Source organism: Pseudomonas sp. B21-048 (assembly GCF_024748615.1).
Taxonomy (GTDB): domain Bacteria; phylum Pseudomonadota; class Gammaproteobacteria; order Pseudomonadales; family Pseudomonadaceae; genus Aquipseudomonas.
Map to the genome: position 1 here is coordinate 3,235,720 of NZ_CP087168.1, position 22,877 is coordinate 3,258,596.

The window sequence follows — 22,877 nt, forward strand, 5'->3', positions numbered from 1 at the left end:
ATGGCGCGCGTCTCCGTGGTCGCCGAAGTGGCGCGCAGCTACATCGAGTTACGCGCCGCACAGCGCCGCCTGGCGCTCCAGAGAGAAAACCTCAAAGATCAAAACCGTCTCGTCGCGCTGACGCGTGACCGACGCACCGCAGGCATTGTGGGCGATCTCGACCTCGATCGCAGTCTGACGGCAGCCTCGGAGACAGCGGCGCAACTGCCGCTGCTCGAACAATCCATACAGCAATCCTCCCAGCGCATCGCCGTATTGACCGGTAAAGCCACCCTCGACTCGGACTTACTGAAGCCAATGCCACAACCCGTTGCCGAACGCTTGGCGCTGCGTGTTCTACCTGCCGATCTTGTGCGCGTACGCCCGCAAATCCAACGTGCAGAACGCCTGATTGCACAAGCCAGTGCGGAGTTGGGTATCGCTGTCGCCGATCTCTACCCGCGCATGACGCTAACAGGAGACATCAAAGCCAGCGGCAGCCTGCTCGGCACACCTTTAGCCGAACGCGCGACGAACGCGTCCGCTGGGCTATCAATCCACATCCCATTGCTGGACTGGGGCGCACGCCGCGCGACCGTGAGTGCGCGCGAAGCGGGTTTGACGGAAGCGATCTTTGCGTGCCGCCTGGCAGTGCTTGAAGGTATCGAAGATACCGAAAATGCACTCACTGCCATTGATACCGGGCGCCGCAAAGCCATGGAGGAAGAGATTCGTCTGGCGGCTGCCCAGCGCACAGCCAGCCATGCCGATACGCTTTACCAACGCGGCATCACGGACATGCTCAATCGTCTCGATACCGCGAAGGCTTTGCGCGAGGCTCAGCTGAGCAGCGCGGACGTTGTCGAGCAGCGGGCACTGGCAGTGGTCGCGCTGTACAAGGCTGTCGGCGGAGCGAGTCTGGAGCCGGCTCTTTAGCGTTGGTGACAACGTATTTGCGCGCGTGTCGACAGAGCCGTCACCTCTGAAAACGCCAACCGGCACCAACGCCGTAACAGGTCGCCGTGTCGACCTGAGGTGTCCGGTGCCAAATCGCCCGACCTGGGCTCAACTCATGTCCAGTTCGAGCAATTGACTGGCCATGTGCAGGAAGTTGGCGAGGGTCGGTGTCATATCGTCGCGGCGGTAAACCAGGCCTGTTTCCAGACGAGGCGCATTATCCTCCAAAGCGAGATAGCGCACCCCCGAGCGAGCGAGATGGCGCAATGAGGCCGGCACCAGGGCGATGCCCATGCCTGCCGATACCAAGCTAATGATCGTCTGCATCTGAATAGCGTGCTGGGCAATATGCAGGCTACCGCCGCACGCGGCGTAGTAGCCGGTGACCAGATCAAAGAACGCCGGTGCCGCACGCCTGGGAAAGACCACCAGCGGGCAAAATATCATCGCGTCTGAAGGTAGTCGGCCCTCCACATCGACCAAGCGCCCGTCCGCCATCCACGCCTCCGGCACAGCGGCAATCAGTGGCTCGACGACCAAAGACCGGTAGGCCAATTGATCGGGGATCGTGGCCCACGGGTTGGCAATAACAATGCCTGCGTGCCCCTTGCCCTCGACCAGCGCAGCGATCTGAAGATCACTGGTAGCCTCCATCAACGAAAGTTCCACCGCCGGGTACATGCTGCGGAACCGTTGGACCAGCACGGGAAGAATGCTGTAGTCAGCGGTACTGACAAAAGACAGCTCCAACACGCCGGCATCGCCGCGAAGGATGGCTTGCGCCGTATTACCAAGCGCATCGATAGCACCCAGCGCGGCCCGCACCTGAGGTAGCCATTGCTCGGCGAACGGGGTCAGCGCCACGCTGCGCTTGGTCCGTACAAACAACGACGCGCCGACTTCGCGCTCCAGCGCCATGATCGACTGGCTCAACGGCGGCTGGGTCATGCACAGGCGCTGCGCTGCCAGGCTGAAATGCAAGGTCTGGGCGACAGCAACAAAATGCCTGAGCTGGCGAACATCCATTTCTTATACCTCCAGAGACTTAATAAGCATTAAATAATATATTTCACAGCCACAAAACCAGTCTTTAGCCTGAGTCCATACCGTCAGCCCAGGAGGACTCTATGCCCGTTTATCGTTCGAGAACCACTACCCATGGCCGCAACATGGCCGGCGCCCGCAGCCTGTGGCGAGCCACAGGCATGACCGATGACGACTTCGGCAGACCCATCATTGCCATCGCCAACAGCTTTACGCAGTTTGTCCCAGGCCACGTACACCTCAAGGACCTTGGCCAACTGGTTGCCGGCGAAGTGGTGGAGGCCGGTGGTGTGGCGAAGGAGTTCAACACCATCGCCGTCGACGACGGTATCGCCATGGGCCATGACGGCATGCTCTATTCGCTGCCCTCGCGGGAGCTGATCGCCGATGCCGTTGAATACATGGTCAACGCACATTGCGCAGATGCGCTGGTGTGCATCTCCAACTGCGACAAAATCACCCCCGGCATGCTGATGGCTGCCATGCGCCTAAACATTCCGACCGTGTTCGTTTCTGGCGGTGCGATGGAGGCTGGGAAGGCGGTAATCAAAGGCAAGCGACAGTCTCTGGACCTGATCGACGCGATGGTGATCGCCGCCGATGACGCCTATAGCGACGAAGAGGTCGCGGCGGTCGAACGCGCCGCCTGCCCAACCTGCGGCTCATGCTCCGGCATGTTCACCGCCAACTCAATGAACTGCCTGACGGAAGCGCTTGGCCTGGCATTGCCGGGCAATGGTACGGTGCTGGCGACTCATGTTGAGCGTGAGGGATTGTTTCGCCAGAGCGGGCGGCTGATCGTCGAGTTAGCCAAGCGCTGGTATGAACAAGACGACGCGCGGGCGTTGCCGCGCAACATTGCCAACCGAGCGGCTTTTTCAAACGCCATGAGCCTGGACATCGCCATGGGCGGCTCGACCAACACGGTCCTTCACCTATTGGCAGCTGCGCGCGAAGGCGGCGTGGAGTTCAACATGGCCGACATTGACCTGCTGTCTCGCCGAGTCCCGTGGCTGTGCAAAGTCGCGCCCGCCTGTAGCGATGTGCACATCGAGAACGTGCATCGAGCCGGTGGCATCATGGCGATCCTTGGCGAGTTGGACCGTGCAGGCTTGATCGACACAAGTTTGCCTACAATCCACGCGCCCACCTTGAGAGATGCGCTGGATCGCTGGGACATCGCCCGTAACCCAGACCAGCAAGTGCAGACTTTTTTCCGTGCCGCGCCGGGCAATGCCCTCACCCAGCGAGCCTTCAGTCAGTCAGCGCGCTGGGATGATCTGGACACAGACAGGTCAACGGGCGCGATCCGATGCGCTGAACAGGCTTTCAGCAAGGACGGCGGCCTCGCGGTGCTGTTTGGCAACCTGGCGCCGGAGGGCTGTATCGTCAAAACAGCCAGCGTCGCCCCCTCCATGTTGGTGTTCGAAGGCAAAGCCGTGGTTTTCGAAAGTCAGGAGGCGGCGGTGGCTGGCATCCTCGGCGACCAGGTGGTGCCTGGCGATGTTGTGGTCATCCGCTACGAAGGCCCCAAGGGCGGCCCTGGTATGCAGGAAATGCTCTACCCCACCAGCTATCTCAAATCCAAAGCGCTGGCCAAGTCCTGCGCTCTTTTGACCGACGGGCGATTTTCGGGCGGCAGCTCCGGCCTGTCCATCGGCCATGTATCACCGGAAGCGGCGGAAGGTGGACTGATAGGCCTGGTGGAAACAGGGGACGTGATCAAGATCGATATTCCCAACCGTTCCGTTGAACTGATGGTCGATGAGGCAACGTTGAACCAGCGTTACCACTCGATGGATGCCAAGGAAGGGCAAGCCTGGCAGCCAGCCGCACGGGCTCGAAAAGTGTCGGCGGCACTTCAGGCCTACGCGGCACTGACATCGAACGCAGCTCGCGGTGCAGTCAGGGATGTGACGCAGGTTCAACAGCGATTTGGCGGCAGGCGAGCATCTCCCCCTGCCTCACAGCGAATCGCAACAGTACCGCCAACCGTTTATCTCGACGGGGACTGAAACAACCGACAGTTCAGCCGGGGGACGAATAAGCGTACAGGTGTACGCTTTCTGAAGGGCCCATATCGCTAGTCCGCGAGATGCCCGTATCCGGCTGCACGGGTGAAGTCGGCCAAATGCCAGATCTCACCGTTCGCCCCCCACGTTCCATCAACAACCTCCTCGATCTGTATCGAGCTCAGCAACCGGCGCTGATCCCCCGCGGCCAGGCTCGATTGTATGGCGCCATGCAGTTCACCCACGTAGCGCTGGCGCATCGGTGCATCAAGGACGAATATCGGCGCTCACGTCGTCCGTATGATATTTCTGTCGCTCCCGTTTCATCTTGAAAGAGTTTCCTGAGTCCGTAACGATTTGGAACCCCAACCGCCTATAGAGATTTATGGCTTTGTTACCCTTCAAAACAGCGAGCGATACAGCAATATCAGCTGGATCTGCCCGGGCCAGCCATTCGGTTAGGAGTTGCTTCGAAATACCTTGCCCCTGGTAAGCCGGTAAATTTGAACTTGAACGATTTCCCATTCAGCTAGACCTTCAACGTATTTAAGTAAGCCAATAGGGACAGATGCCCATAATACGATATGTGCATCGCAGGCTCGGTATCTGATACGGGCCAAGTGAGCGGCATCATCAGTAGGCTCCCCAGCACGCCTCAGGTGCTCATCCATGGTCACACGCCGCAAGGCAAGTAGAAACGGTTCGTCCTCCGACGTACACTGACGAAGGCTTATGTCATTTAGCCTCATATGTTTCCCCAGTATCATTTCAAGCGTCCGCTGGATCATCCTGCATAAGCTCGAAATGGATCCACTGATACGGCAGTAGTTCTCCGGTCTCACCCGCACTATCCATCGGCAGGCGTGTAAGAACATCCTTCAACTATGCATACGGACCATCTCCGTTTTCCGCTGCGCAGTGCGCCTGCGAGTCGAGTCAACTGTAGGGAGTTTCCCCTCGGATCCTCACTGAACCGCACATGACAGTCTCCTGTCATACGGTATCCAGTACACGACTTGGCCGAACGGATACGACGCAACAGACAAGGGGATGACTAAGCTTGTGCCTCCACGGCTGGGCGTCTGTTTAGCCAGGCAAACTGTGCTGAAATCCCGTAATCAGAGCGACTGTTCGACTAAATCAGATCCCAAGGCGCCTTACGCCAGCGTTCGACAAGAAAATCGCTGAATACCGTCAGCCGCCGAGGCACCGGCTCGCGGCGTGCCCGCACCATGCTTATCTTCGAGGGTTGCGCCTCCCAATCCGGCAAAACCCGCAGCAACCGCCCATCGCGTATCTCCTCGTGGATATCCCAAGTCTCACGCAGCGAAATGCCCAGCCCGGCCAAGCACCACTCATGCAGCGCATCGCCGCTGTCGCTGCAAAGTGTGCCACTGACCGCGATTGCCACCTCTCGCCGCCCGTTGCGCAGTGGCCAAGTATTTTGCAACAACCCCGGATAGGCGAATACCAGGCAGTTGTGTTGCTCAAGCTCCGCCGGCTGTTCAAGTTGGCCGTACTTCTGCAAGTAAGAGGCAGATGCCACCAGCACACGCCGGTTATCAGCCACTCGCCGCGCTACCAATCGCGAATCGGCCAGTTCGCCCATGCGGATCGCTAAATCCAGATCAGCGCTGAACAGATCTTGCACCGAATCGGACAGACGCAAATCGAAGCCTACTCCGGGATACAAACGGCAAAAGTCATGGATGGCCGCAGTAACGTACTTGCGGCCAAACGGCGCGGGTGCGGTCAAGCGAATGATGCCCCTGAGTTCCTGGCGTCCCCCCGCTGCCAATTCCTGTATTTCTTCTAGCACCGCCAGGGCAACTCGCGCTCGCTCAGCGATGGCGCGGCCTTCGTCCGTAATCCGTAGATTGCGGGTGTTGCGCTCGAACAGGGTGGTGCCCAACGCGTGCTCAAGACGGGCAATCTGCTTGCTCACCTTCTTGGGTGCCAGGTGTAGATCACGTGCGGCGGCGGAGAAGCTCACACGGTCTACCACCTGCACGAATATCGCTAGGTCATCCAGATTACGCACACTCATTTGGGCAATTACAGGGCAAGTACTTGTCCATTCTGGTCGTTTAAAGGGTATATCAAAATCGCCAGAATGGCGCTCCCGGCCGCATACGCCTGCCAGATTCCAGGAGTTTTTGATGACACAACGCATTCTTTTCGCCCTGATCCACCGCGATCGCAAAGGACCTGCGGTTCACCTCGACGCCAATGACTTGGTCAGCGCCAAGGGAGGCGATACGCAAGTCGATGGTCTCGATCTCGGTGGGTTTGATTCATGAACGAGCGCATGCCTTTTGTGATTTATGTTTTTGCACTCTGCACATTTGCCCTGGGCTTCACCGAGTTCGTCACGATCGGATTGATCTCGACCATTTCCGCGGATTTGCATACCAGCGTTAGCCAAGTGGGGGCGGCTGTCACCGCTTATGCGCTCGGCGCGATGATGGGTGCACCAGGGCTGACCGCACTGGCAACACGCTGGCCGCGTAAGCGGCTGCTGCTAGTGGCAATGGGTTTGTTCACGCTGGGCAATGTGTTGGTGAGCATGTCCGATACGTTGATGCCCATGCTGATGGCACGCTTCGCCTCCGGGCTGGGCCATGGCGTATTCCTGGCCGTGGCGTCCAGCGTCGCAACGCAACTGGCAGGGAGGCATCGCGCTGGAGCGGCTGTGTCCGTGGTATTTGGCGGCCTGACTTTAGCCCTGGCGATAGGTGTTCCGCTCGGCACATATCTGGGCGGTTTGTTTAGCTGGCAAGTCATCTTCATGGCCGTGGCTGCGAGTGGCACCCTCGGCTTCCTGGGTTTGCTGATCATGATGCCAGCGGTTCGTGATGATGCATCAACACAGGCAAATGCGATGGATGGGATCAAAGCCATCTTTAATTCATACCTGTTAGCCGGCGCTGGCATCACGGTGCTGGCTTACGCAGGGTCATTCGCGCTCTACACCTATATTTCTCCGATTCTGTTGCAGGAGACGAGAGTCAGCGAGGGTACAGCCAGCTTGTTGATGTTGGGGTACGGCGTGATGGCGGCCATCGGCAACTTCTGGGGCGGACGCCTGACCGATCGAAAAGGCGCTGACTTTGCGGTGATGACGGTGCTGGCTGGGTTGCTGGTGGTACTGCTGGCCATCTGGCTGTCAACTTCGTCCCTGTCACTGATGACTCTACTGACCGGTGCCTTGGGTGCGCTGACCTATGCGGCTGTGCCGGCATTGCAGGCACGGGTGCTCGGCTTGTCGCACTTACACGCACCGCAGGCGCCGGCAGTCGCGGCGGGTCTGAATATCGCAGGCTTCAATGGTGGGATCGCGCTGGGTGCACTGCTGGGGGGCGCGAGTTTGGAGGGGATGGGCCTGATCAGTACCGCCTGGGTCGGGGCTATTGTCATCGGTCTGGCGATCACCTGGATGCTTTGGCAGATGCGCAAGCCTTTGGCTCGAAACGCGCAAGTACTCGAATGACGATAGGGCGGTAGACATCCGACCAATCATCTCCCTGAATCCAACGAATAGGTTTTTATCCTGTAAACACAGTCGTTCGTAGCAGCAAGATGGAAGAATATGTTCATCGCCGCATTGCTATGCAGCAATGGTGCATGAGGTCCGGCTCGTGCGAAACTTCACCGACTTACGAATCACGAACGGTGTTGAAATGGTGCGTCTGCTTGCTGTTTCTGGAAGTCTGCGTCAGGCCTCCTCCAACTCAGTTCTGCTACGAGCAGCTGAGCGTCTATGCCCCGAAGGGGTATTGGTCGTGCATTACGAAGGCCTAGCTGAATTGCCTCACTTCAACCCGGATCTGCTCGAGGATCCCCCCGAGGCAGTCATAGCGTTACGTGCAATTATCGGGCAGGCGGATGGGCTGTTGTTTTCTTGCCCCGAGTACGCTCGAGGTATTCCTGGCGCATTCAAAAACATGCTCGATTGGCTCGTGAGCAGTGAAGAGTTTCCGGACAAGCCTGTCGCGCTTTTCAACTCATCGCCCAGAGCCAGTCACGCGCAAGCTGCATTGCGGCTGGTCCTGGATACGATGTCGGCTCGCATCATCGAGGAAGCGTCAATGACTGTTAACCTCCTCTCCAGTCGATTGAGCGCCGAGAGCATTGCCACCGACCCGGTGATGGGCCCACTGATGGGTACTGCCCTCGGCGCTTTTAAACGACGCCTCGACAATCAAAACCTTTGATGCTCCAACATGGGTTGCACCCGTTGGTTTGACTGAGTGAAACGACACGACAAGTACGTGCCGGGCTTACTGGCGTTCAGCGCAGTTAAACACTCAAAAACGTCCTTCAGTCACGGCTTGCGGTTTTGAGAAAGAACGCTGTGTCGAACGCTTCAACCACAGGCATGGCGATGCGCAACTGAGCAAGCCCCTCCTTACTGAGTGATAGCAGATTCGCACGCTGATCTTGCGGGTCTATCCGTTTCTCGATAAGCCCATCTCTTTCCAAGCGAGATACGATCTGCGAGATGTGCATACGGTCCATGCCGGTGAAGTTCGCAATGCCATGTTGAGTGATCTGCTCACAGTCCCGCGTCAACCAACCGCACACAGCCAGAATCGCGAACTGCGGCTGGGTGAGCCCCAAGGGTTTCAAGAGCACATTGAGTTGGCGCTGCCAATCCAAGAATTCGCGCCAGAGTCGGAACCCCGGGCTACCACTGGGTCCCGCGTAGGCGGAACCACTCCATTTATCGTCCATGGCCAACGTGTCCCCACTCACGGTGCACTCACCTGGGCTTCGCTGGCGCGCTTAAGGCCGCACATCGTGTTGGGCAACGAAGCCTGAATGGACCTGCCAACCAAATATCGAAACAAAAAGCTCAGCGGGCCTCTGAATTCGACCCAATGGGTTGCAACGGTCGATCCACCACTCGCCGACAGGCTGTGACCGAACCACATGCGGCACAACGGCAACCGGGTCTGCACCGAGAATGACGTGCCTTGCGTCACCTCCACGATCTGTATATTGGCCTTCGGTCCGCTCCTGGGCTTCAGCCACCCCTTAGCCCCCAACTTGAGACCATCGGGCAAACTTGCCGCGGTCACCTCCGGATCCCAGTCGACCCAGTGGGCAGCGTCCTGATACAGACGGAAAACGCGCTCAGGCTCAGTTTTAATCTCAATGGACGCTTTGATCTGCATGGCTCGCTCCTTGGGTCATGTATCGAAGCGATATAGTAAATACATTTACTATTCGAGACTAGCTGGAAAACGCTCAAGGCCCTAGCAGCGGCCCCTCACTCTCCTAAACGCAGGGTCAAGCCGAGCGCCATAGCTGCGCTGATGGATGCCTGGAAGATTAACTGAACTGGCTCGCAAGCATTTCCCGTACGGCACTTACCAATTGAGATTCGCCAGGACGAGGGGGCAACAGACTGAACTCAACATCCGGCAATACCGGTAAATGTTGCGCCGACCGGCAGACCTCCGCCCCCATCGGTACAGCGGACGCATTCAAACAAGCGACACCCAACCCTGCCAATAACGCTGATTGCAGCCCCGCGACTCCGGACGCCGAATGCGCAACCACGTAGGGCACCTCGTGCGCCTCCAAGGTCTCTCTGGCGAGGCGCTGTAGGCTGCATCCCTGCGGCAGTACCAGAAGTGGCAACGGGGTATTTTCCTCCAGCTCAGCCTCGAACCCCGCGACCGACACCCAACGCAGTGCCTCCCGTCGAACCGGCTGGCCCTCAGGCAGGCTGCGCCCGTCGAGAATTCGCATTGAAAGGCCGATATCGAATTCACCCGAATCCGCCCCGCTCTCGATTTGCATACTCTTGCGTACCGACACATGCAGGCGAAGGAGCGGATAGCGTACTCGCAGTTTCTTCAGTAGGTCGGCGATCGAGCTGGGCAGAAAGTAGTCGGTGATGGCGAGCCGCAACTCGCCGACAAAGGTCACGCCACGCACGCTTTCAAGGGCACGATCACTCAAGGCAAGCATGTCTCGTGTATGGACCAATAAGCGTTCGCCAGCCGGTGTCGGTCTTACGCCTTTTTTACCCCGCTCCAGCAACGTGACCCCGGTGAAGGCCTCGAGCTTGCGCAATTGCTCGCTTAACGCCGACTGCGACCGACACAACTTAGGCGCGGCCTCCGCAAGGCTGCCTGACTCCATCGCAACCGCGAAGGCTCGCAACAGTTCTAGGTCAAAGGGGCGCATGTTCATCCTGCTGTTTTTCCGAAGGATATGATCATATCTTCCGGCTTTTCAGCACTCAACCCACTCCTTACTCTGAGCCAGACATTAACTTCCTACGAGGTCTCCAACATGCCCGGCATCACCCTCAAAATCTCTGGCCAACCTGACCTTGCGCGAGTCCGGGGGATTGTCACCCAGCTCACCGCGCTAACCTGCGACGTGCTGGAGAAACATCCGGAGCAGACGCTTGTGATCGTGGATTTCGTGCCCCATGAGCAGTGGTTCATCAACAGTTGCTCGCTGGCCGAACTGGGTTACAACTCGTTCCGCCTGGAGGTCACCATCACGGATGAGACAAACACCAAAGCGCAGAAGGCGCGCTTTCAGCGTGAGGCTTTCGCGCTATTGGCCGGGGAAATCGGCAACCTGCATCCACACTCCAATATCCACGTCATCGATTGCAGGGCCAGTGCGTATGGATATGGCGGCCTGAGCCAAGAATATAAACATCACCACCCCTGATACCAAAGCCAGCGACACAGGGAATCCCTGAGCCCTTCACGTTACCGTGAACGCGGATCGTGCAACGAAAGGAATCCATTCGACCAAGAAAATCACGCAACCTTTCGGGGTCGAACATCGCTGCGTAATCGTCGGGTTCTGCTGGGGTGTCAGAGGCTTGCGCAGACAGGATGCCTCGCCCACGTAAAGCGACCACGAACGTGGGAAGACACTCCTTGAGCCTGAGCACTTCGACCCAGAAGCTGGCCCGATCTACACCGAGCCCATCGGCACCGGCATTCAGGCCATCAGCGCTTGGGATCCGCGCTTCTCGCCCCAGCCGCATCTGCGCCAACGCTTCGACTGCCAGGGCATAAGCGCCAGGGTCAGTGAAGATGCGCTCGAGATCTTCGGCGTTAAAATTCAGCTGATCTGCAAAATCATCCGGGACAGGCATCTCACGTCAAGCCTCCAGTACACAGGAGAGCAATCAAGGCTGGGGGAGACGCGAGACTTCAGCGAGGCCCTGGTCCAGTGTTTCTCGGATCCTTCCCTACTGCGACGCTAGCGTCTTTACCAAAGGGCGCTGCGGATAAGGTCCCAAGGTAATAGCACAATGAAATTGCACCCGCAAAAAAAACTGGCGGTCACCCTTCGAGGTCACCGCCAGCACCTTCAAAAACACCTTTACGGCCAGAAAAATCATTTGCCATCCGCTTTATCCAGTTTTTTCTTCCAGGCATCCGTTGCAACCGGTCCCATCGCGTCGGTCCACGCCTTGAGCTCAGCCTTGGCTTTCGTGTTCAAGCCGGCCATGGAACCGCTTTCGACAATGGCGAACTTAAGATAGACACTCGTCGCATTATCTTTCGCGAAAAATTGCAAAGGGTCCGAATACTTTCGGCCTGAAACGGTCCTGCCGCGACCGCTAAAAACACCGACTGAACTCCCCTCCTCGCTAATCACTCCCCCACACCTCCATAGATATCCCCAGCATCGATCAATACCACTCAGCACCTGGCTAAGAAAACGCCTTGCAGGTGGAAGGGCGCCAACTATGCTCCCCAGAAGCTGCCCTTGGGCATTTGTTTCAGGCAGCAGGACCCCCGGTTTTGCCGTCCGGGTATCGCAATGTTGATTAGCAGGACGCTACACACCTGACGACGCAAGCGCGTTCGCCGCGGTGTACTCCAGGAGGGAGCCATGCCCGCACCAGAACAGTACTTGATTGCAATCCCGGTCTACGATGGCGTGGACTTGCTCGACGTCAGTGCCCCGTACGAGCTGTTCAACTGGATGGCCCGGATCGAACCGCAGCACAATCCCGCAGCCCCCCCCCGAGTAGTTCGGCTGATATCCCTTGATGGGCCGTCCATCACCACCCGGGACGGCCTGACCCTCGGTGGCGATTTACCGATTTTCGATCAACATTCTGAATACATCAGTCTGCTATGGATTCCCGGCGGCGAACCTGACGATTTAAAGCGCCTGATGGACGAGTCAAAGCGTATGAACTGGTTGTTGCGACAAGGCGAGGCCGCGAAATTTTCCGCCTCCGTCTGCGAGGGTGCATTGCTGGCAGCCGCGGCAGGTTTGCTGGACGGTTACGATGCCACGACTCATTGGGCCTTCATCGCCTGCCTGAAACTGTTTCCCCAGATCAAGGTAGTGCAAGGCTATCCACGATACATCGTCGACAGGCAACGCATCACAGGTGGTGGTATTTCGTCGGGGCTGGATGAGGCATTGGAAATTATCGCAATGATCTCCAGCAATATCGTCGCCCAAAAGGTGCAGTTGACCATCCAGTACAACCCCGACCCTCCGTTCAACAGCGGTGATCCTTCCGTCGCCCATCCGCCGGTCTACACCCCAGGGGCCGGCAGCACATGCGACTTTTCCGGCATGGCCGCGACCATCGCCAATGTGCTCAAGCGCAAAGGTTCTTCCTAGGAGTCGCGCAGCCACCGCAAGGTCGATGCCGGCTCCAGCCGTCGAGGCTGTCGCTCACATTCGCGCAATGGCGCAGGGAGAACAACATGACTTCGCTTCGTATAATTCTGGCCGGGTTGATGGCCTGTACAACCTCCTCTGCTGCGCTCGCCGAACTCATAGCCCAGCCATTCCTCGCACCGCCCAGACTTCTTGAAAAAGGAGCGCCGGACACGCTGAAGGCGACCGAACTGGCCCTTCCGGAAACAGGATGCAACCCGGTGGGGGACATCACCCGTGACGGTCAAACCGTTGAACTCAACCTGCAAGTGCAGAAACGCGAGAATTACATCTTCAACCCGGGCAATCCCGACGGTGCGAAGGACAAGGTTAAGCTGCGCTCCTATGGCGGTTGCCTGTCGGGGCCGCTCATTGATGTGCAGCCAGGCAACACCCTGCGGGTGCACCTGGACAACCAGCTGGATAAAAACGATCCCAGTTGTCCGGGGGGAAGCGATCCAGCGAATGGTGGGGCGGGTTGCTTCAATACGATCAATCTGCATTACCACGGGATGCACGTCTCACCGTCCGGCAACAGCGACAACGTGCTGTTGAACATCGCTCCGCAAACCAAATTCGAATACGAGATCAACATCCCCACCGATCACCCTTCGGGCACCTTCTGGTATCACGCACACCGGCATGGTTCCACGGCGCTGCAAGTCGCCAGCGGTGCCGCGGGCGCCCTGATTGTGCGCGGCAGCCGCCCCTACGCCGGTGGCAAACCAGGTGACATCGACACCATTCTCAAGGACGCTGCCGGGAAGCCCATTACCGAACAAGTCTTTCTGTTCCAGCAAATCCCGTATGCCTGTTTCGACGATAAGGGCGCCATCATTACGCAAAAGGATGGCACCTGGACGTGTCCCAGCGGCAAAACAGGTGTTGTAGAAAACTTCGATGCGCAACTCTCCTCGGCTACTGCCTGGGATGAGAGCGGTCGGTTCACCAGCATCAACGGTGTGGTGCAACCGACCCTCCAAGGCATTGCCGCGGGAGAAATCCAACGCTGGCGCTTCATTCACGGGGGCATCCACGACACCGTGAACCTGCAGATCGTGCCCATGAACACGACCAGCCCCAAAGCCAGTCTCGCGCTCAAAGGCGTGCTCAGCGGTACACCGAAGGAACAGGCTGCGCTGATCGCCGACCTATGCCCGGTGACCGTGCCCAACTCCAGCAAACCGGTCGAGCTTGTCCCTCAATTCGAGATCGCCGCCGACGGACTCACGCGCACCGCCATTCGCCCCATCGGTGTGAACAAAAAGAGTGTCAGCGGTGGCATCGGCAGCAACTTCCTGCAACCCGGTTATCGCAGTGATGTGCTGCTGATATTCCCCCGCGACGGCACCTACTGTGTGCTGAACCAGGCGGCAACACCCGCAGAACGCGCCAATGCCGGCCCCAGTGGAGGCCCGGGCGGCCAGGGCCCGAACGAAACCCAATTGTTGGCGACGGTGATCGTCTCTGGCGGCAAGGTCGTGACCGACGATCCGCAAAGCTATATCCAGCAGGCGCTCTACGACGCCAACAAAACGGACCCATCGCTGCCGGTCGCCGCACTCGAAGGATTGCGCAGCGGCAATCTGAACCCTTGGCGCGGGATGGACAACCTCAAGGATGCGGTGGTCAACAACGACATCCAGAAGGTTGACTTCTTCATCGGCAATCCACCATTCCCGCCCTCTCCGCCTGCCACCCAGCCGAAAAAATCGGGAGATCCGTGGACAAGCGCGTTCGGCTTCTTCATCAACTACAAGTCCTATGACCCGGACCGCATCGACTTCACTCGCCAGGTCAACACCACCGACGACTGGGTGCTGAGCTCGCAGGGCGAACCCCACATCTTTCACATTCACGTCAACCCATTCCAGGTGATGGATGTGCTCTACGCCAAGCCCGGTGAGAAACCCAAAAGTATCTTCGGCCCCAACGGCGAGTGCCTGGTTCCGGCCGATGAGCTGGGACTGCAAAACCAATACTGCGGGATGTGGCACGAATTCAAAGACACCATCTTCGTGCAGAACGATTACCAGGTTCTGGTGCGCACGCACTACGACCGCTACATCGGTGAGTTCGTCATCCACTGTCACATCCTCGACCACGAAGACGGCGGCATGATGACCAACATCCAGATCGTTCCAGACATCAATGCCATCGGCGGTGGCATTGGCATGGCAGGTATGAAGCACGCATCGAATCAACACTCAGATTCAAAGCAACACTGATAAGGAGATGTCAGTAATGAGCAATCCCTTTACAGGAAAATGGACTTATAGAAGTTTTCTCAACAACCCTGCGTTGACAGACGGTGATCCGGAAACACGGGTGGCCCAGCACGAGCATGCTGGCGACCAGGATCCGGTCCACTGGAACTTTTGTTTGTTACTGACGACAAGGAGTCGGGCATGACAATGACCTCCACCACAGCGCCTGTCACTAACCCTACCTGGGTGCGGGTCAGCGGCATTAATCGCTTGAAGATCCCCGGCAGCTTTTCGGTGCGCTTGCAGAAAGACGGAAAGATGATCGCGTCCAGAGCTCTGTTTCAGCCGGTGGAGGTTCAAAGCTGCGCCAACTGCGTGGCCAACGCCATGACCCAATTCGATTTCGAATTGCCGATGGCTGAAGTGCTGGGCGGCAAGCTGAGCGTCTGGGTGGAACCGGTGAACAAAGACTTTGTCGGCGACCGGCACCCACAGAAGCTGATGGGCAACCCCGTTATCGATGTGCATCTATTGCTGCAAACAGAGTAGCGCTGCTGGACCATGAGTGCCGGAGCTCAAGTGATGATATCCGGCCTCAGCCCCTGACGAACGTCAGACAGGCATCACTTAACAGAAACGGAGGGAGAGCTCATGTCCACTTCTCGCCAGGATGTTGCAACACTCGGCCCGGGATGGAACAAGGTGTTACTGAACTATGCACTGGCAATGCAAGCGTTGGACGAACTGCCAATAGCGAATCGCAATAGTTGGAAGTTCCTCGGCGCCATGCATGGATTCCGCCGCCAATTGTGGATTGACGAGCACGTCATCAAAGCAACGGACACAATTCCAACGGATTTAACCAACGATACATACGGCAATCAATGTCAGCACGGCAGTTGGTACTTCGTTTCGTGGCACCGTGCTTATTTGTTTGCATTCGAGTCCATCGTCGCGGCTAAAGTGAAGGAGCTGACGGGCGATGACTGGGCGCTTCCCTATTGGAACTACCTCAACAGTAGCAATCCGGATGCGCGGCAGATGCCAGATGCCTTTCTGGCAAAAACATTACCCAACGGGGCTCCAAACCCGCTCAACAAATATCCTCGCCGACCAGGGTTCACCGCACTGCAGCCGGGCCCAAACGATGGGTTCAGCCTCGTCGCGATGGATGAGAACGATTTTTTGGTGGGCAACGATGGAACCCTAGGATTCGGCGGAGGGATCACTGGCAATTTCGAGCAGTTCGACGGAATGACCGGCGATCTGGAAGGCAACCCGCACAACACTGTCCATCGTCTCATCGGAGGCGCACAGGGATTCATGGGGAATGCCTTGTTAGCGGGTCTTGACCCAATCTTCTGGCTTCACCATTGCAACATCGATCGACTGTGGGAGGCATGGATGAACACGCCGGGCAAGACGATGGTTCGCGATCCGCGCTGGTTCGAGGGCCCGGCCGACCGCCGCTTCATCATGCCAGTCCCCGGCGGGGATGCGCCCGGAGTAACGTTCACCAGTCAAGACACCTTGAAGGGTGGAAAATATTATCGGGCCTATGATGACTTGATCAGTGGCACGGGCGTAACGCCAGGAGAGGAGTCTGTGGCACGGGTCAAAATGGGCTTGCCCAATCAACAAACCATTCAACCAATCGGTGCGAATGCAGCGGTAGTCACGGTCGGTGGGACACCAGCACACACCCACATCGACCTCGAACCACTCGCGACCACAAAAAGCATGGCCACCATGGGCGCGACGACTCCAGGCAATGAAGTGGCCCGGCTCTACCTTTCCCTCGAGTCTGTGCGCGGCACCGCACCGTCACCTTTGCTAGAGGTGTACGTCAATCTGCCGGAAGGCGCCGATCCAGCGCTTCATCCCGATAGGCACGCCGGTAGCCTGACACTTTTCGGGCTCAACGTCGCCTCGGAGCCGGATGGCCCCCACGCCGGCAATGGGTTGGGCTATACGATCGACATAACCGACCTGGCCCAGCGACTGACAAGCGCCGGAGACTTCGATCCAAACCATCTGCGAGTAACACTTGTCCCTGGAGAACAAATATCGCAAGACCAACCTGTAACGGTTGAACGCATAAGCGTTCTCAAGCGAAGTGGCGTCGTGAGTTGAGAGCGACCTCATGCGGCCAGGCCCTGTTCTACGCAGTTTTATCTACGCCCCCTGGCCATTGCTTTTGGCCACGGGGGGACTCGGCCTGGCCCTTTCCGTTTACAACGAGGTGAACACAGAAGGTCCCGCGTTTTGCGTGGCCGTGAATGGGCTATCGATCATCACGAGTTGGCCCGCCGCACTGCAAGCGGAGCTCGCGTTGAACCCAATCCACCGAATCCTGGCGGGTTGGGCCTTGATGCTGCTGGCCATGATGCCGCCTCTTCTGGCGATGCCACTCATGCATGTCTGGCGCTCCAGCCTGCCAAGCAGGCGAATACGAGCGTCAGTCGGGTTTCTACTCGGTTACTGTGCGCTGTGGATGACAGTCGGCCCCATCCTGACAGCCCTGGCGCTGCTGCTACAGATTGCTGTCGTCAAAAACGCCCTGGTCGTGGCACTGCTGATCGCGATGCTATGGAGCGCGAGCCCGTGGCACCGCGCAGCACTCAATCGTGGCCATCGACGGCGGCGAATAGGCCTGTTCGGCTGGGCTGCCGACCGGGATTGCCTGATCTTCGGCATGACGCATGGCGTCTTTTGCATTGTTTCGTGCTGGGCCTGGATGCTAGTGCCATTGGTCAGCGGGGCATGGCACATTCCGATGATGCTGTTCGCCGGCGTCATCATGCTGACTGAACGGCTCACACCTCCTGGGCCGGTGCGCTGGGGCTGGCACCCGGCTTTTTCACCGGTTCACCTTTACACCCTCCTCACTAAGCGCAATGTGGAGCGTCCCCATGGTTAGGCGCGTTTGTCTGGCAATCGGAGTGAGCACGGTTACACCTGTCCTGAACCAGGCCCTGCGCTTCGCGTATCTGGACGGCGCCATTTTCGCTGCCCGTTCAATGGGTGAATGGGCGCTGAGCACCGGTTTCGGCGCCGACAATGTAAGAGTCGTCGACGACGGTTCCACCGGCGGTATCGAGAATCCCGTCACACGCGAACGGGTGCAACGGGCGGTCGATGAGTTGTTTCCAGTGGGCGCCGAGGTGGTTGATCAGTTGATCCTGGCCTTTTGCGGTCATGGACTCACCGATGCAAATATCGGTTCGATCTCATGGCTGTTCAGCGACTCACTGCGCCTGAAATACCGTATTGTGGCCGATTTGTTCTATGCGGAATTACTACTACACGGCGTCAAGCGCATCACGCTCATTACCGATGCCTGCCGCGAAGCGCCCCAGAGTCTCGAGCTGATGCGGCTTGATGGAGTTCGCGGGATCGTTGTACAGGGTGCTCAAGTTGAAAGCCCGAGATTTGATCGCCTGGCGTCTTGTCAGGACGGACAGCTCGGCTATATGGTCTATGATCCGGCGTCCGCCGCGCCGGGCAAGTGTGTGTTCTCTGGCGTCATCGCGGATGTGCTCTGGGGCTTGGAACCGGCCGCCATCGTCAATGGATTGATTACTACGTCCACACTGGGTACATGCGTTCGCTCGCGAACAACCGAGCGAGCAAGCGAGTATCACCTCAGGCTAAATCCGCAATGCCAGGTCGATCCCGAGTCAGTGGTGCTTTACAACACCGCCACCCCACTGCAAGGCCCCGCCGATTTGCAACCCTGGCCACCCGGGAGCAATGCGGCGATCCTGGGCGCTACCACCACCGTCGGAGTACCGGATTCCGCCGACCATATCCTTGAACGGGTACACACCGACCCCGACTTCCGGGATCAAATACTCGGCACTGATTTTGGGCTCAAGCGTTTCAACCTCGTGGCTCCAGACAGCCACGTCATCACGATACCCAGCGACAGTAAGGATTTACTGCTGGATTTGGTTGAGCTGCGGCACCCAGGCACCCACACTCCTGGCAAGAAGCAAAAGGTACGGGCGCTGGTCCAACGGCTCGAAACTGAGGCAGCCGCCGGGGAGGTTCGACGCCGACTGGAACAAATCAATCATCCCGGTAGCGCGAATTTAATCGTCTGGGGCGATCAGGTGAAGCTCTTGTCCAGCGCCCCGGCCAAACCACTAAGACTCGGCCCCTCGTTCTACAGATTCCGCGTTGATCGCAGTTCTGAGGGGCTACCTGTTCTGGTGGAGTTAGCCGATGGGCTGTTTACGCCCGTTGTTCCTTATGATGGTCTGTATGCCGTCATCGCACCCGGCACCGACGGGGACGTTTTCCAGGCCTATGGGGTGCGAGGCTCCCCCGAAAGATACCTGGAGGCCCTGAGGGCCATCGACGATTTTGCAGCCGGTCGGCTCCGCGTCGACAGCCTTGATCAACTCGCCGCAGACCTACGACACGAAAAGCATGCCGATCCAATGCTAGGCGTCATCTGCGCCTATCTCTATCGTGCGACGGCCGACTACGACAACATCCGGCGCATGGCTTATTTTTATGTTGCCCAAGGCCAAGCGGTGCCCTATGACATCGCGCTTCTCGGGGCGATGCACGTGACACGAGAGGCGAATGGCGCTCTGCGATTGCATGTGCCGGCTGTGAAGGCACGCGAACCCCGACAAGATGAGCCGGCACTCCCCAACTATGCCACGCAAGCTACACCCGCCGTGCTAGCCCGGGTCGGCGGGCGATGCCCATGGCTCGGACTTGGTTGGGACTATGTCAAGGACCCTCGATCGGAGTGGGCCGCACTCGTCGACGGACTTGCTGATCATGCGGCAGCGGTTCGTCGCAGCGGATCGACAATACTGCCCCCGAAGTCTGCAAGACAGCTTGCAAACGTCTGGGGCCTGCGCTCGCCTTAGAGGCGGTCTTGATGGAGCTGACCTTGAGGATCGAGCGTCAAGGCGCGACGGATACTGGCGACAATGTCCGCGGAGCGCTTCACACGATCGGTGAGAACGCCGGACACATCAAACAGGGCTTGCCCAAGCTGAGGACCCAACGGCCACACTAATCAAGGTGGTTCCGACCTCCTTCCTTCAAAAACTCTCTGTCGCGCGGCTCCCGCTTCCCGAATCAGCACGCGCTATCCTGCAGTGCTGATCAACCTTAGACTCCAGCTCGTCAGATTCAAACCCCAAATTATGCTTTTGCAAGCGTAATGGCATAATATGCCAATGGTCGAAAGAACCTGTTTGCCCAAGCTGGAGCTAATTATGGCGACGCGAAACGTTGTGCTCACCCCTCACCAGGAACAGGTTATCCATGACCTGGTTCAGTCCGGCCGTTATCAGAATGCCAGCGAAGTGATGCGAGAAGGTTTGCGTCTATTGGAACAGCGCGTCGCCGAAGACACCGCCAAAATTGAGGCCCTGCGCCAGGCGACCTCGATCGGCATCATGGACCTTGAGCACGGGCGCTTCACGCAGTTGAACGAAGGGGATCTGGAGCACTACCTTGAGGGCTTGAGCCTGGAAGCCACCCTCCCCGCGCGTGAGAAACCCTGAGCATGCCGCAGTATCGGATTTCCAACGCGGCGCGCGCCGACATTGTCGACCTCCTCAGACTCTCCCAGACGCAGTTCGGCGATCAAGCACGCCAGTGCTACCAGGCACTGATCCTCGCGGCGCTGCAAGCGATTGCCGACACGCCTTATCGCATTGGCAGCCACGAACGCGATGAGCTGGCACCGGGCCTTCGCAGCTATCACCTCATCTATTCACGCCAGCAGGCCAAACAAACCCATGGAACGGTCAAAAGCCCGCGCCATATCGTGTTCTATCGTGTGGCAAACGACGACGTGATCGAGGTCGTCAGACTCCTGCATGACGCCATGGAAGTGCAACTGCACCTGCCCAACGACTGATCACCGACCTGGCCCAACGGCTTAACTGGCCATGAACAGCGAAGGTCAGGCGCCCGCCTCTACATCGCAACCTGAGCGCCCTCGCTGCCAGCCGACTCGGCGGCCAATTGAAGCGTGAGGTTCTGGGTCCGACCGGACTATCGAGCCCCACAACCAGAAACACGATGTTCAACGTTGCGTGCCACTCTCAATGCTGAACAAGCGCTTCTTAGCTGATCATCAAAGTGGTGTTGTTTGCCGGAATGCTGGTGCCGGCCGCACTGAACCCATTTAACCTTGGCCCGATTTTGGAGCGGTCGTTGCGGGAGGGGGAGTTTCGAGTGGCGGCGAATGCGTTAAGGCGCAGCGTATTGGTCGAATTATCAACGGCGATTTTAATAGTGGGGCTAGTGGCTTGGTTGGGAACCTTGAGTCCCGACGTAGGGATAGCATCAAGACAGCGTAGCCAAAATTTGTTCATCGTGGTTATTGCGTGCGAGCAATAGCTTGATCTTCTGTCTGATGAATGCCTCAAGTGAAAACTCTGGGGCCTTGGCCTCTTTCGATCAGTCCGCCTGAGGCGGACAGCAATCGATCTTGGTGTATACCTCAATGGCTGGTTACATCAGAGCGCAAGGCCACCTGTCTTGCCAAGCCTGTACAACATCGGCAAGGCAAGATCAAAAACTGCCGAACTTTAGCGAGGCTGCAATGGTGTCAGTCCTGCCAACATTGTGTTGGATGGGGCATTGCCATCGCTGCCTCGCTAACGCTCGACAGCTCCCATAGGAGACCGACTTACGCCGTGGCCTCCCGGTGATGGCTCAGGTCAACCGCCATATCGGTATCACCTTCGCAACCGAACAAGCGCAGGTTCGGAAGCCCGGCGCGAATCAGCGGGCGTACGTTCTGGGCAAAGGCATAACCGTTGCATATGTCGAGGTACAGGCTGCCGCTCCACCCTCCCGGCGGGTATGCCAGCAGTACATCGGCGAACTGACGGGGGGTGAAATCGGTGAAGCTGACGCCTTCTTCACCGAAGGCTTGCGGTGAGCCGTGTGCGGTGATGACCAGGGTGTCGCCATTGCGCAGGCGCCCGAGTGTCGCCGGCAGGGCTGCGCGGCGGCAGCCGCTGTAGCGGTAGTCGGCGCGAAAATTACGCGCGGCGGCGGTGAGCTGGGTGTCATCGCGGCACCAGCAAAGCAGGGTTGTGCTCATGGTCTTGCTCCTTGCATGAGGTTACGAACATTGAGAGGTTGCTTTCACATCTATTCCCCTTTCAAAGGGGAGCGCGGTTGCGCCCTTCTCCCGCGCCTCGCAGCGCAGGAAAGCCGTCAAAACAGGATCAATTCAACAGCAGCCACTTGGCCCGTTCGAGGTACGCGGTACGCTCGGCAAGGCCGTTGACACCGCCGTTGATTTTCCGCGTGACTTTTTCCACGTTGTCGGTATCGGCCAAGTCATTGAGGCTATTGCTCGACCAGAACCAGCCTGCGACGTCCACGGCCAGGCCACGGTCAGTGCTCACCAGGTCGGGTGCATCACGGTTCTCGAAATCCCGGTGGCAGGTCAGCCCGTACTGGCGATAGTTGGCGCGACCGGTGAGCTGGATCAGCCCCCGGCCCTTGAACAGCTTTCCATCGCCTGTTTGCGTATTGCCGAGGCCTGCGCGGCCTTCATAAGCAGCGCCCGAAGCCAGCTCTTCGGTGTAGAGCAGGCACCCACTTTCGTGGGCGATCTGCGCCAGGAAATGCGCGATGCGCAGCGGTGTATTGAGCTTGTAGCGCGCGAGTACATCGACAATCGGCTGGTAAAACTCGGCGACGCGCAAGGCGCTGGCGGTGGTCATGATGATGCGCAGCTTTTCCACCGTCAGGCCTGGGGGCAGCCCTTTGCGCAGCGCCGCCATCGTCTGGTCGCCCGGTGCCACTAGCGCGCCCGGGGCCACACCAACGCCTTGCTGGAAACTCTTGAGGGCCCCGCGTGAACCGCTCCCCCACGCACCATCGGTGGCGAGATTGCAGGCCAGGCCGTGTTGGCCGCTATTGAGGTTGAGCAGAAATTGCAGGCTGCGAACATCTGCCGGAGTATTCTTGCCGCCGTCGCCGACCGTATTGCTAATGCACATGGCTTGCT

General features: G+C 58.3%; 25 protein-coding genes and 1 pseudogene. 16 read left to right on the forward strand and 10 right to left on the reverse strand.

The annotated features are described in order from the left end of the window. Window positions 1-915 carry a TolC family protein gene (locus LOY56_RS15060; RefSeq protein ID WP_408980337.1) on the forward strand — a complete coding sequence of 305 codons (915 nt, stop codon included), beginning with the start codon at window positions 1-3 and terminating at the stop codon, window positions 913-915. A 129-nt stretch (window positions 916-1,044) separates the two neighbouring features. Here LOY56_RS15060 and LOY56_RS15065 read toward each other — a convergent pair whose 3' ends face one another. After that, the gene (locus tag LOY56_RS15065) at window positions 1,045-1,962 is read right to left on the reverse strand and encodes a LysR family transcriptional regulator (protein WP_258615186.1); all 918 of its coding nucleotides are present in this window, start codon (window positions 1,960-1,962) and stop codon (window positions 1,045-1,047) included. 101 nt (window positions 1,963-2,063) lie between these two features. Here LOY56_RS15065 and ilvD point away from each other — a divergent pair, with 101 nt between their 5' ends. Next, complete coding sequence (ilvD, locus tag LOY56_RS15070) at window positions 2,064-3,995, forward strand: dihydroxy-acid dehydratase (protein WP_258615191.1); 1,932 nt, start codon at window positions 2,064-2,066, stop codon at window positions 3,993-3,995. Window positions 3,996-4,063: 68 nt separating this feature from the next. Here ilvD and LOY56_RS15075 read toward each other — a convergent pair whose 3' ends face one another. The 3 genes from LOY56_RS15075 to LOY56_RS15080 form a co-directional block, all read right to left on the reverse strand. Further along, the gene (locus LOY56_RS15075) at window positions 4,064-4,252 is read right to left on the reverse strand and encodes a hypothetical protein (protein WP_258615196.1); all 189 of its coding nucleotides are present in this window, start codon (window positions 4,250-4,252) and stop codon (window positions 4,064-4,066) included. 7 nt (window positions 4,253-4,259) lie between these two features. Then, the gene (locus LOY56_RS27045) at window positions 4,260-4,517 is read right to left on the reverse strand and encodes a GNAT family N-acetyltransferase (protein ID WP_408980338.1); all 258 of its coding nucleotides are present in this window, start codon (window positions 4,515-4,517) and stop codon (window positions 4,260-4,262) included. A gap of 610 nt (window positions 4,518-5,127) precedes the next feature. Then, the gene (locus LOY56_RS15080) at window positions 5,128-6,039 is read right to left on the reverse strand and encodes a LysR family transcriptional regulator (protein ID WP_258615199.1); all 912 of its coding nucleotides are present in this window, start codon (window positions 6,037-6,039) and stop codon (window positions 5,128-5,130) included. Window positions 6,040-6,151: 112 nt separating this feature from the next. Here LOY56_RS15080 and LOY56_RS15085 point away from each other — a divergent pair, with 112 nt between their 5' ends. The 3 genes from LOY56_RS15085 (at window position 6,152) to LOY56_RS15095 (ending at window position 8,206) form a co-directional block, all read left to right on the forward strand. After that, a complete protein-coding gene (locus LOY56_RS15085; RefSeq protein ID WP_258615201.1) occupies window positions 6,152-6,292 on the forward strand; it encodes a hypothetical protein in 141 nt (46 codons plus the stop codon). Beyond that, window positions 6,289-7,482, forward strand: coding sequence for an MFS transporter (locus LOY56_RS15090; protein ID WP_258615202.1), 1,194 nt, complete (start codon window positions 6,289-6,291; stop codon window positions 7,480-7,482). Before LOY56_RS15085 ends, LOY56_RS15090 begins: the two co-directional genes overlap by 4 nt. Window positions 7,483-7,630: 148 nt before the next feature. After that, a complete protein-coding gene (locus LOY56_RS15095) occupies window positions 7,631-8,206 on the forward strand; it encodes an NADPH-dependent FMN reductase (protein ID WP_258615204.1) in 576 nt (191 codons plus the stop codon). A gap of 106 nt (window positions 8,207-8,312) precedes the next feature. On the opposite strand, the gene LOY56_RS15100 is transcribed toward LOY56_RS15095, so the two are convergent. From LOY56_RS15100 to LOY56_RS15110, 3 genes are all read right to left on the reverse strand, one after another. Next, window positions 8,313-8,726: a MarR family winged helix-turn-helix transcriptional regulator gene (locus LOY56_RS15100; RefSeq protein ID WP_258615205.1), complete on the reverse strand. Its 414-nt coding sequence runs from the start codon at window positions 8,724-8,726 to the stop codon at window positions 8,313-8,315. A 17-nt stretch (window positions 8,727-8,743) separates the two neighbouring features. Beyond that, window positions 8,744-9,169 carry an SRPBCC family protein gene (locus tag LOY56_RS15105; protein ID WP_258615207.1) on the reverse strand — a complete coding sequence of 142 codons (426 nt, stop codon included), beginning with the start codon at window positions 9,167-9,169 and terminating at the stop codon, window positions 8,744-8,746. A 157-nt stretch (window positions 9,170-9,326) separates the two neighbouring features. After that, a complete protein-coding gene (locus tag LOY56_RS15110) occupies window positions 9,327-10,196 on the reverse strand; it encodes a LysR family transcriptional regulator (protein ID WP_258615208.1) in 870 nt (289 codons plus the stop codon). Between the two features lie 102 nt (window positions 10,197-10,298). Between LOY56_RS15110 and LOY56_RS15115 the strand changes: the two genes are divergently transcribed. Continuing rightward, on the forward strand, window positions 10,299-10,691 hold the full coding sequence (locus LOY56_RS15115; RefSeq protein WP_258615209.1) for a 4-oxalocrotonate tautomerase: 393 nt from the start codon (window positions 10,299-10,301) through the stop codon (window positions 10,689-10,691). A gap of 681 nt (window positions 10,692-11,372) precedes the next feature. Here LOY56_RS15115 and LOY56_RS15120 read toward each other — a convergent pair. Next, on the reverse strand, window positions 11,373-11,636 hold the full coding sequence (locus LOY56_RS15120) for a hypothetical protein (protein ID WP_258615211.1): 264 nt from the start codon (window positions 11,634-11,636) through the stop codon (window positions 11,373-11,375). Between the two features lie 237 nt (window positions 11,637-11,873). On the opposite strand from LOY56_RS15120, the gene LOY56_RS15125 reads away from it, so the two are divergent. The 10 genes and pseudogenes from LOY56_RS15125 to LOY56_RS15170 all read left to right on the forward strand — a co-directional run. Further along, entirely contained in the window at window positions 11,874-12,623 is a 750-nt protein-coding gene (locus LOY56_RS15125) for a DJ-1/PfpI family protein (RefSeq protein WP_258615213.1), read from the forward strand. 86 nt (window positions 12,624-12,709) lie between these two features. After that, a complete protein-coding gene (locus tag LOY56_RS15130) occupies window positions 12,710-14,890 on the forward strand; it encodes a multicopper oxidase family protein (RefSeq protein ID WP_258615217.1) in 2,181 nt (726 codons plus the stop codon). A gap of 180 nt (window positions 14,891-15,070) precedes the next feature. Beyond that, window positions 15,071-15,418 carry a hypothetical protein gene (locus LOY56_RS15135; protein ID WP_258615220.1) on the forward strand — a complete coding sequence of 116 codons (348 nt, stop codon included), beginning with the start codon at window positions 15,071-15,073 and terminating at the stop codon, window positions 15,416-15,418. Window positions 15,419-15,520: 102 nt separating this feature from the next. Next, the gene (locus LOY56_RS15140) at window positions 15,521-17,002 is read left to right on the forward strand and encodes a tyrosinase family protein (protein ID WP_258615221.1); all 1,482 of its coding nucleotides are present in this window, start codon (window positions 15,521-15,523) and stop codon (window positions 17,000-17,002) included. A 199-nt stretch (window positions 17,003-17,201) separates the two neighbouring features. Continuing rightward, window positions 17,202-17,789 carry a DUF2182 domain-containing protein gene (locus LOY56_RS15145; protein WP_258615223.1) on the forward strand — a complete coding sequence of 196 codons (588 nt, stop codon included), beginning with the start codon at window positions 17,202-17,204 and terminating at the stop codon, window positions 17,787-17,789. Next, complete coding sequence (locus tag LOY56_RS15150; protein ID WP_258615224.1) at window positions 17,782-19,758, forward strand: hypothetical protein; 1,977 nt, start codon at window positions 17,782-17,784, stop codon at window positions 19,756-19,758. Before LOY56_RS15145 ends, LOY56_RS15150 begins: the two co-directional genes overlap by 8 nt. Next, a complete protein-coding gene (locus LOY56_RS15155) occupies window positions 19,692-19,910 on the forward strand; it encodes a hypothetical protein (RefSeq protein ID WP_258622673.1) in 219 nt (72 codons plus the stop codon). The genes LOY56_RS15150 and LOY56_RS15155 overlap by 67 nt, the downstream gene beginning before the upstream one ends. Window positions 19,911-20,112: 202 nt before the next feature. Beyond that, window positions 20,113-20,403 (forward strand): type II toxin-antitoxin system ParD family antitoxin, encoded by a 291-nt coding sequence (locus LOY56_RS15160; RefSeq protein ID WP_258615225.1) that lies wholly within the window; start codon window positions 20,113-20,115, stop codon window positions 20,401-20,403. A gap of 2 nt (window positions 20,404-20,405) precedes the next feature. Next, window positions 20,406-20,762 (forward strand): type II toxin-antitoxin system RelE/ParE family toxin, encoded by a 357-nt coding sequence (locus LOY56_RS15165; RefSeq protein WP_258615227.1) that lies wholly within the window; start codon window positions 20,406-20,408, stop codon window positions 20,760-20,762. A gap of 212 nt (window positions 20,763-20,974) precedes the next feature. Then, window positions 20,975-21,247 (forward strand): annotated as a pseudogene (locus LOY56_RS15170) (CopD family protein); the annotation flags it as partial. A 292-nt stretch (window positions 21,248-21,539) separates the two neighbouring features. On the opposite strand, the gene LOY56_RS15175 reads toward LOY56_RS15170, so the two are convergent. After that, the gene (locus LOY56_RS15175) at window positions 21,540-21,959 is read right to left on the reverse strand and encodes a hypothetical protein (RefSeq protein WP_258615229.1); all 420 of its coding nucleotides are present in this window, start codon (window positions 21,957-21,959) and stop codon (window positions 21,540-21,542) included. 127 nt (window positions 21,960-22,086) lie between these two features. Further along, entirely contained in the window at window positions 22,087-22,869 is a 783-nt protein-coding gene (locus tag LOY56_RS15180) for a glycoside hydrolase family 19 protein (protein WP_258615232.1), read from the reverse strand. Window positions 22,870-22,877: the final 8 nt, after the last annotated feature.

What these genes read in the sequence shown, in the direction of transcription:
- ilvD (WP_258615191.1), top strand. Translation starts at nt 2,064, where the DNA reads ATGCCCGTTTATCGTTCGAGAACCACTACCCATGGCCGCAACATGGCC.
- LOY56_RS15060 (WP_408980337.1), top strand. Translation starts at nt 1, where the DNA reads ATGGCGCGCGTCTCCGTGGTCGCCGAAGTGGCGCGCAGCTACATCGAG.
- LOY56_RS15065 (WP_258615186.1), bottom strand. Translation starts at nt 1,962, where the DNA reads ATGGATGTTCGCCAGCTCAGGCATTTTGTTGCTGTCGCCCAGACCTTG.
- LOY56_RS15180 (WP_258615232.1), bottom strand. Translation starts at nt 22,869, where the DNA reads ATGTGCATTAGCAATACGGTCGGCGACGGCGGCAAGAATACTCCGGCA.
- LOY56_RS15085 (WP_258615201.1), top strand. Translation starts at nt 6,152, where the DNA reads ATGACACAACGCATTCTTTTCGCCCTGATCCACCGCGATCGCAAAGGA.
- LOY56_RS15105 (WP_258615207.1), bottom strand. Translation starts at nt 9,169, where the DNA reads ATGCAGATCAAAGCGTCCATTGAGATTAAAACTGAGCCTGAGCGCGTT.
- LOY56_RS15165 (WP_258615227.1), top strand. Translation starts at nt 20,406, where the DNA reads ATGCCGCAGTATCGGATTTCCAACGCGGCGCGCGCCGACATTGTCGAC.
- LOY56_RS15160 (WP_258615225.1), top strand. Translation starts at nt 20,113, where the DNA reads ATGGCGACGCGAAACGTTGTGCTCACCCCTCACCAGGAACAGGTTATC.
- LOY56_RS15130 (WP_258615217.1), top strand. Translation starts at nt 12,710, where the DNA reads ATGACTTCGCTTCGTATAATTCTGGCCGGGTTGATGGCCTGTACAACC.
- LOY56_RS15075 (WP_258615196.1), bottom strand. Translation starts at nt 4,252, where the DNA reads ATGCGCCAGCGCTACGTGGGTGAACTGCATGGCGCCATACAATCGAGC.
- LOY56_RS15140 (WP_258615221.1), top strand. Translation starts at nt 15,521, where the DNA reads ATGTCCACTTCTCGCCAGGATGTTGCAACACTCGGCCCGGGATGGAAC.
- LOY56_RS15125 (WP_258615213.1), top strand. Translation starts at nt 11,874, where the DNA reads ATGCCCGCACCAGAACAGTACTTGATTGCAATCCCGGTCTACGATGGC.
- LOY56_RS15150 (WP_258615224.1), top strand. Translation starts at nt 17,782, where the DNA reads ATGGTTAGGCGCGTTTGTCTGGCAATCGGAGTGAGCACGGTTACACCT.
- LOY56_RS15135 (WP_258615220.1), top strand. Translation starts at nt 15,071, where the DNA reads ATGACAATGACCTCCACCACAGCGCCTGTCACTAACCCTACCTGGGTG.
- LOY56_RS15100 (WP_258615205.1), bottom strand. Translation starts at nt 8,726, where the DNA reads ATGGACGATAAATGGAGTGGTTCCGCCTACGCGGGACCCAGTGGTAGC.
- LOY56_RS27045 (WP_408980338.1), bottom strand. Translation starts at nt 4,517, where the DNA reads ATGGGAAATCGTTCAAGTTCAAATTTACCGGCTTACCAGGGGCAAGGT.
- LOY56_RS15080 (WP_258615199.1), bottom strand. Translation starts at nt 6,039, where the DNA reads ATGAGTGTGCGTAATCTGGATGACCTAGCGATATTCGTGCAGGTGGTA.
- LOY56_RS15175 (WP_258615229.1), bottom strand. Translation starts at nt 21,959, where the DNA reads ATGAGCACAACCCTGCTTTGCTGGTGCCGCGATGACACCCAGCTCACC.
- LOY56_RS15090 (WP_258615202.1), top strand. Translation starts at nt 6,289, where the DNA reads ATGAACGAGCGCATGCCTTTTGTGATTTATGTTTTTGCACTCTGCACA.
- LOY56_RS15115 (WP_258615209.1), top strand. Translation starts at nt 10,299, where the DNA reads ATGCCCGGCATCACCCTCAAAATCTCTGGCCAACCTGACCTTGCGCGA.
- LOY56_RS15110 (WP_258615208.1), bottom strand. Translation starts at nt 10,196, where the DNA reads ATGAACATGCGCCCCTTTGACCTAGAACTGTTGCGAGCCTTCGCGGTT.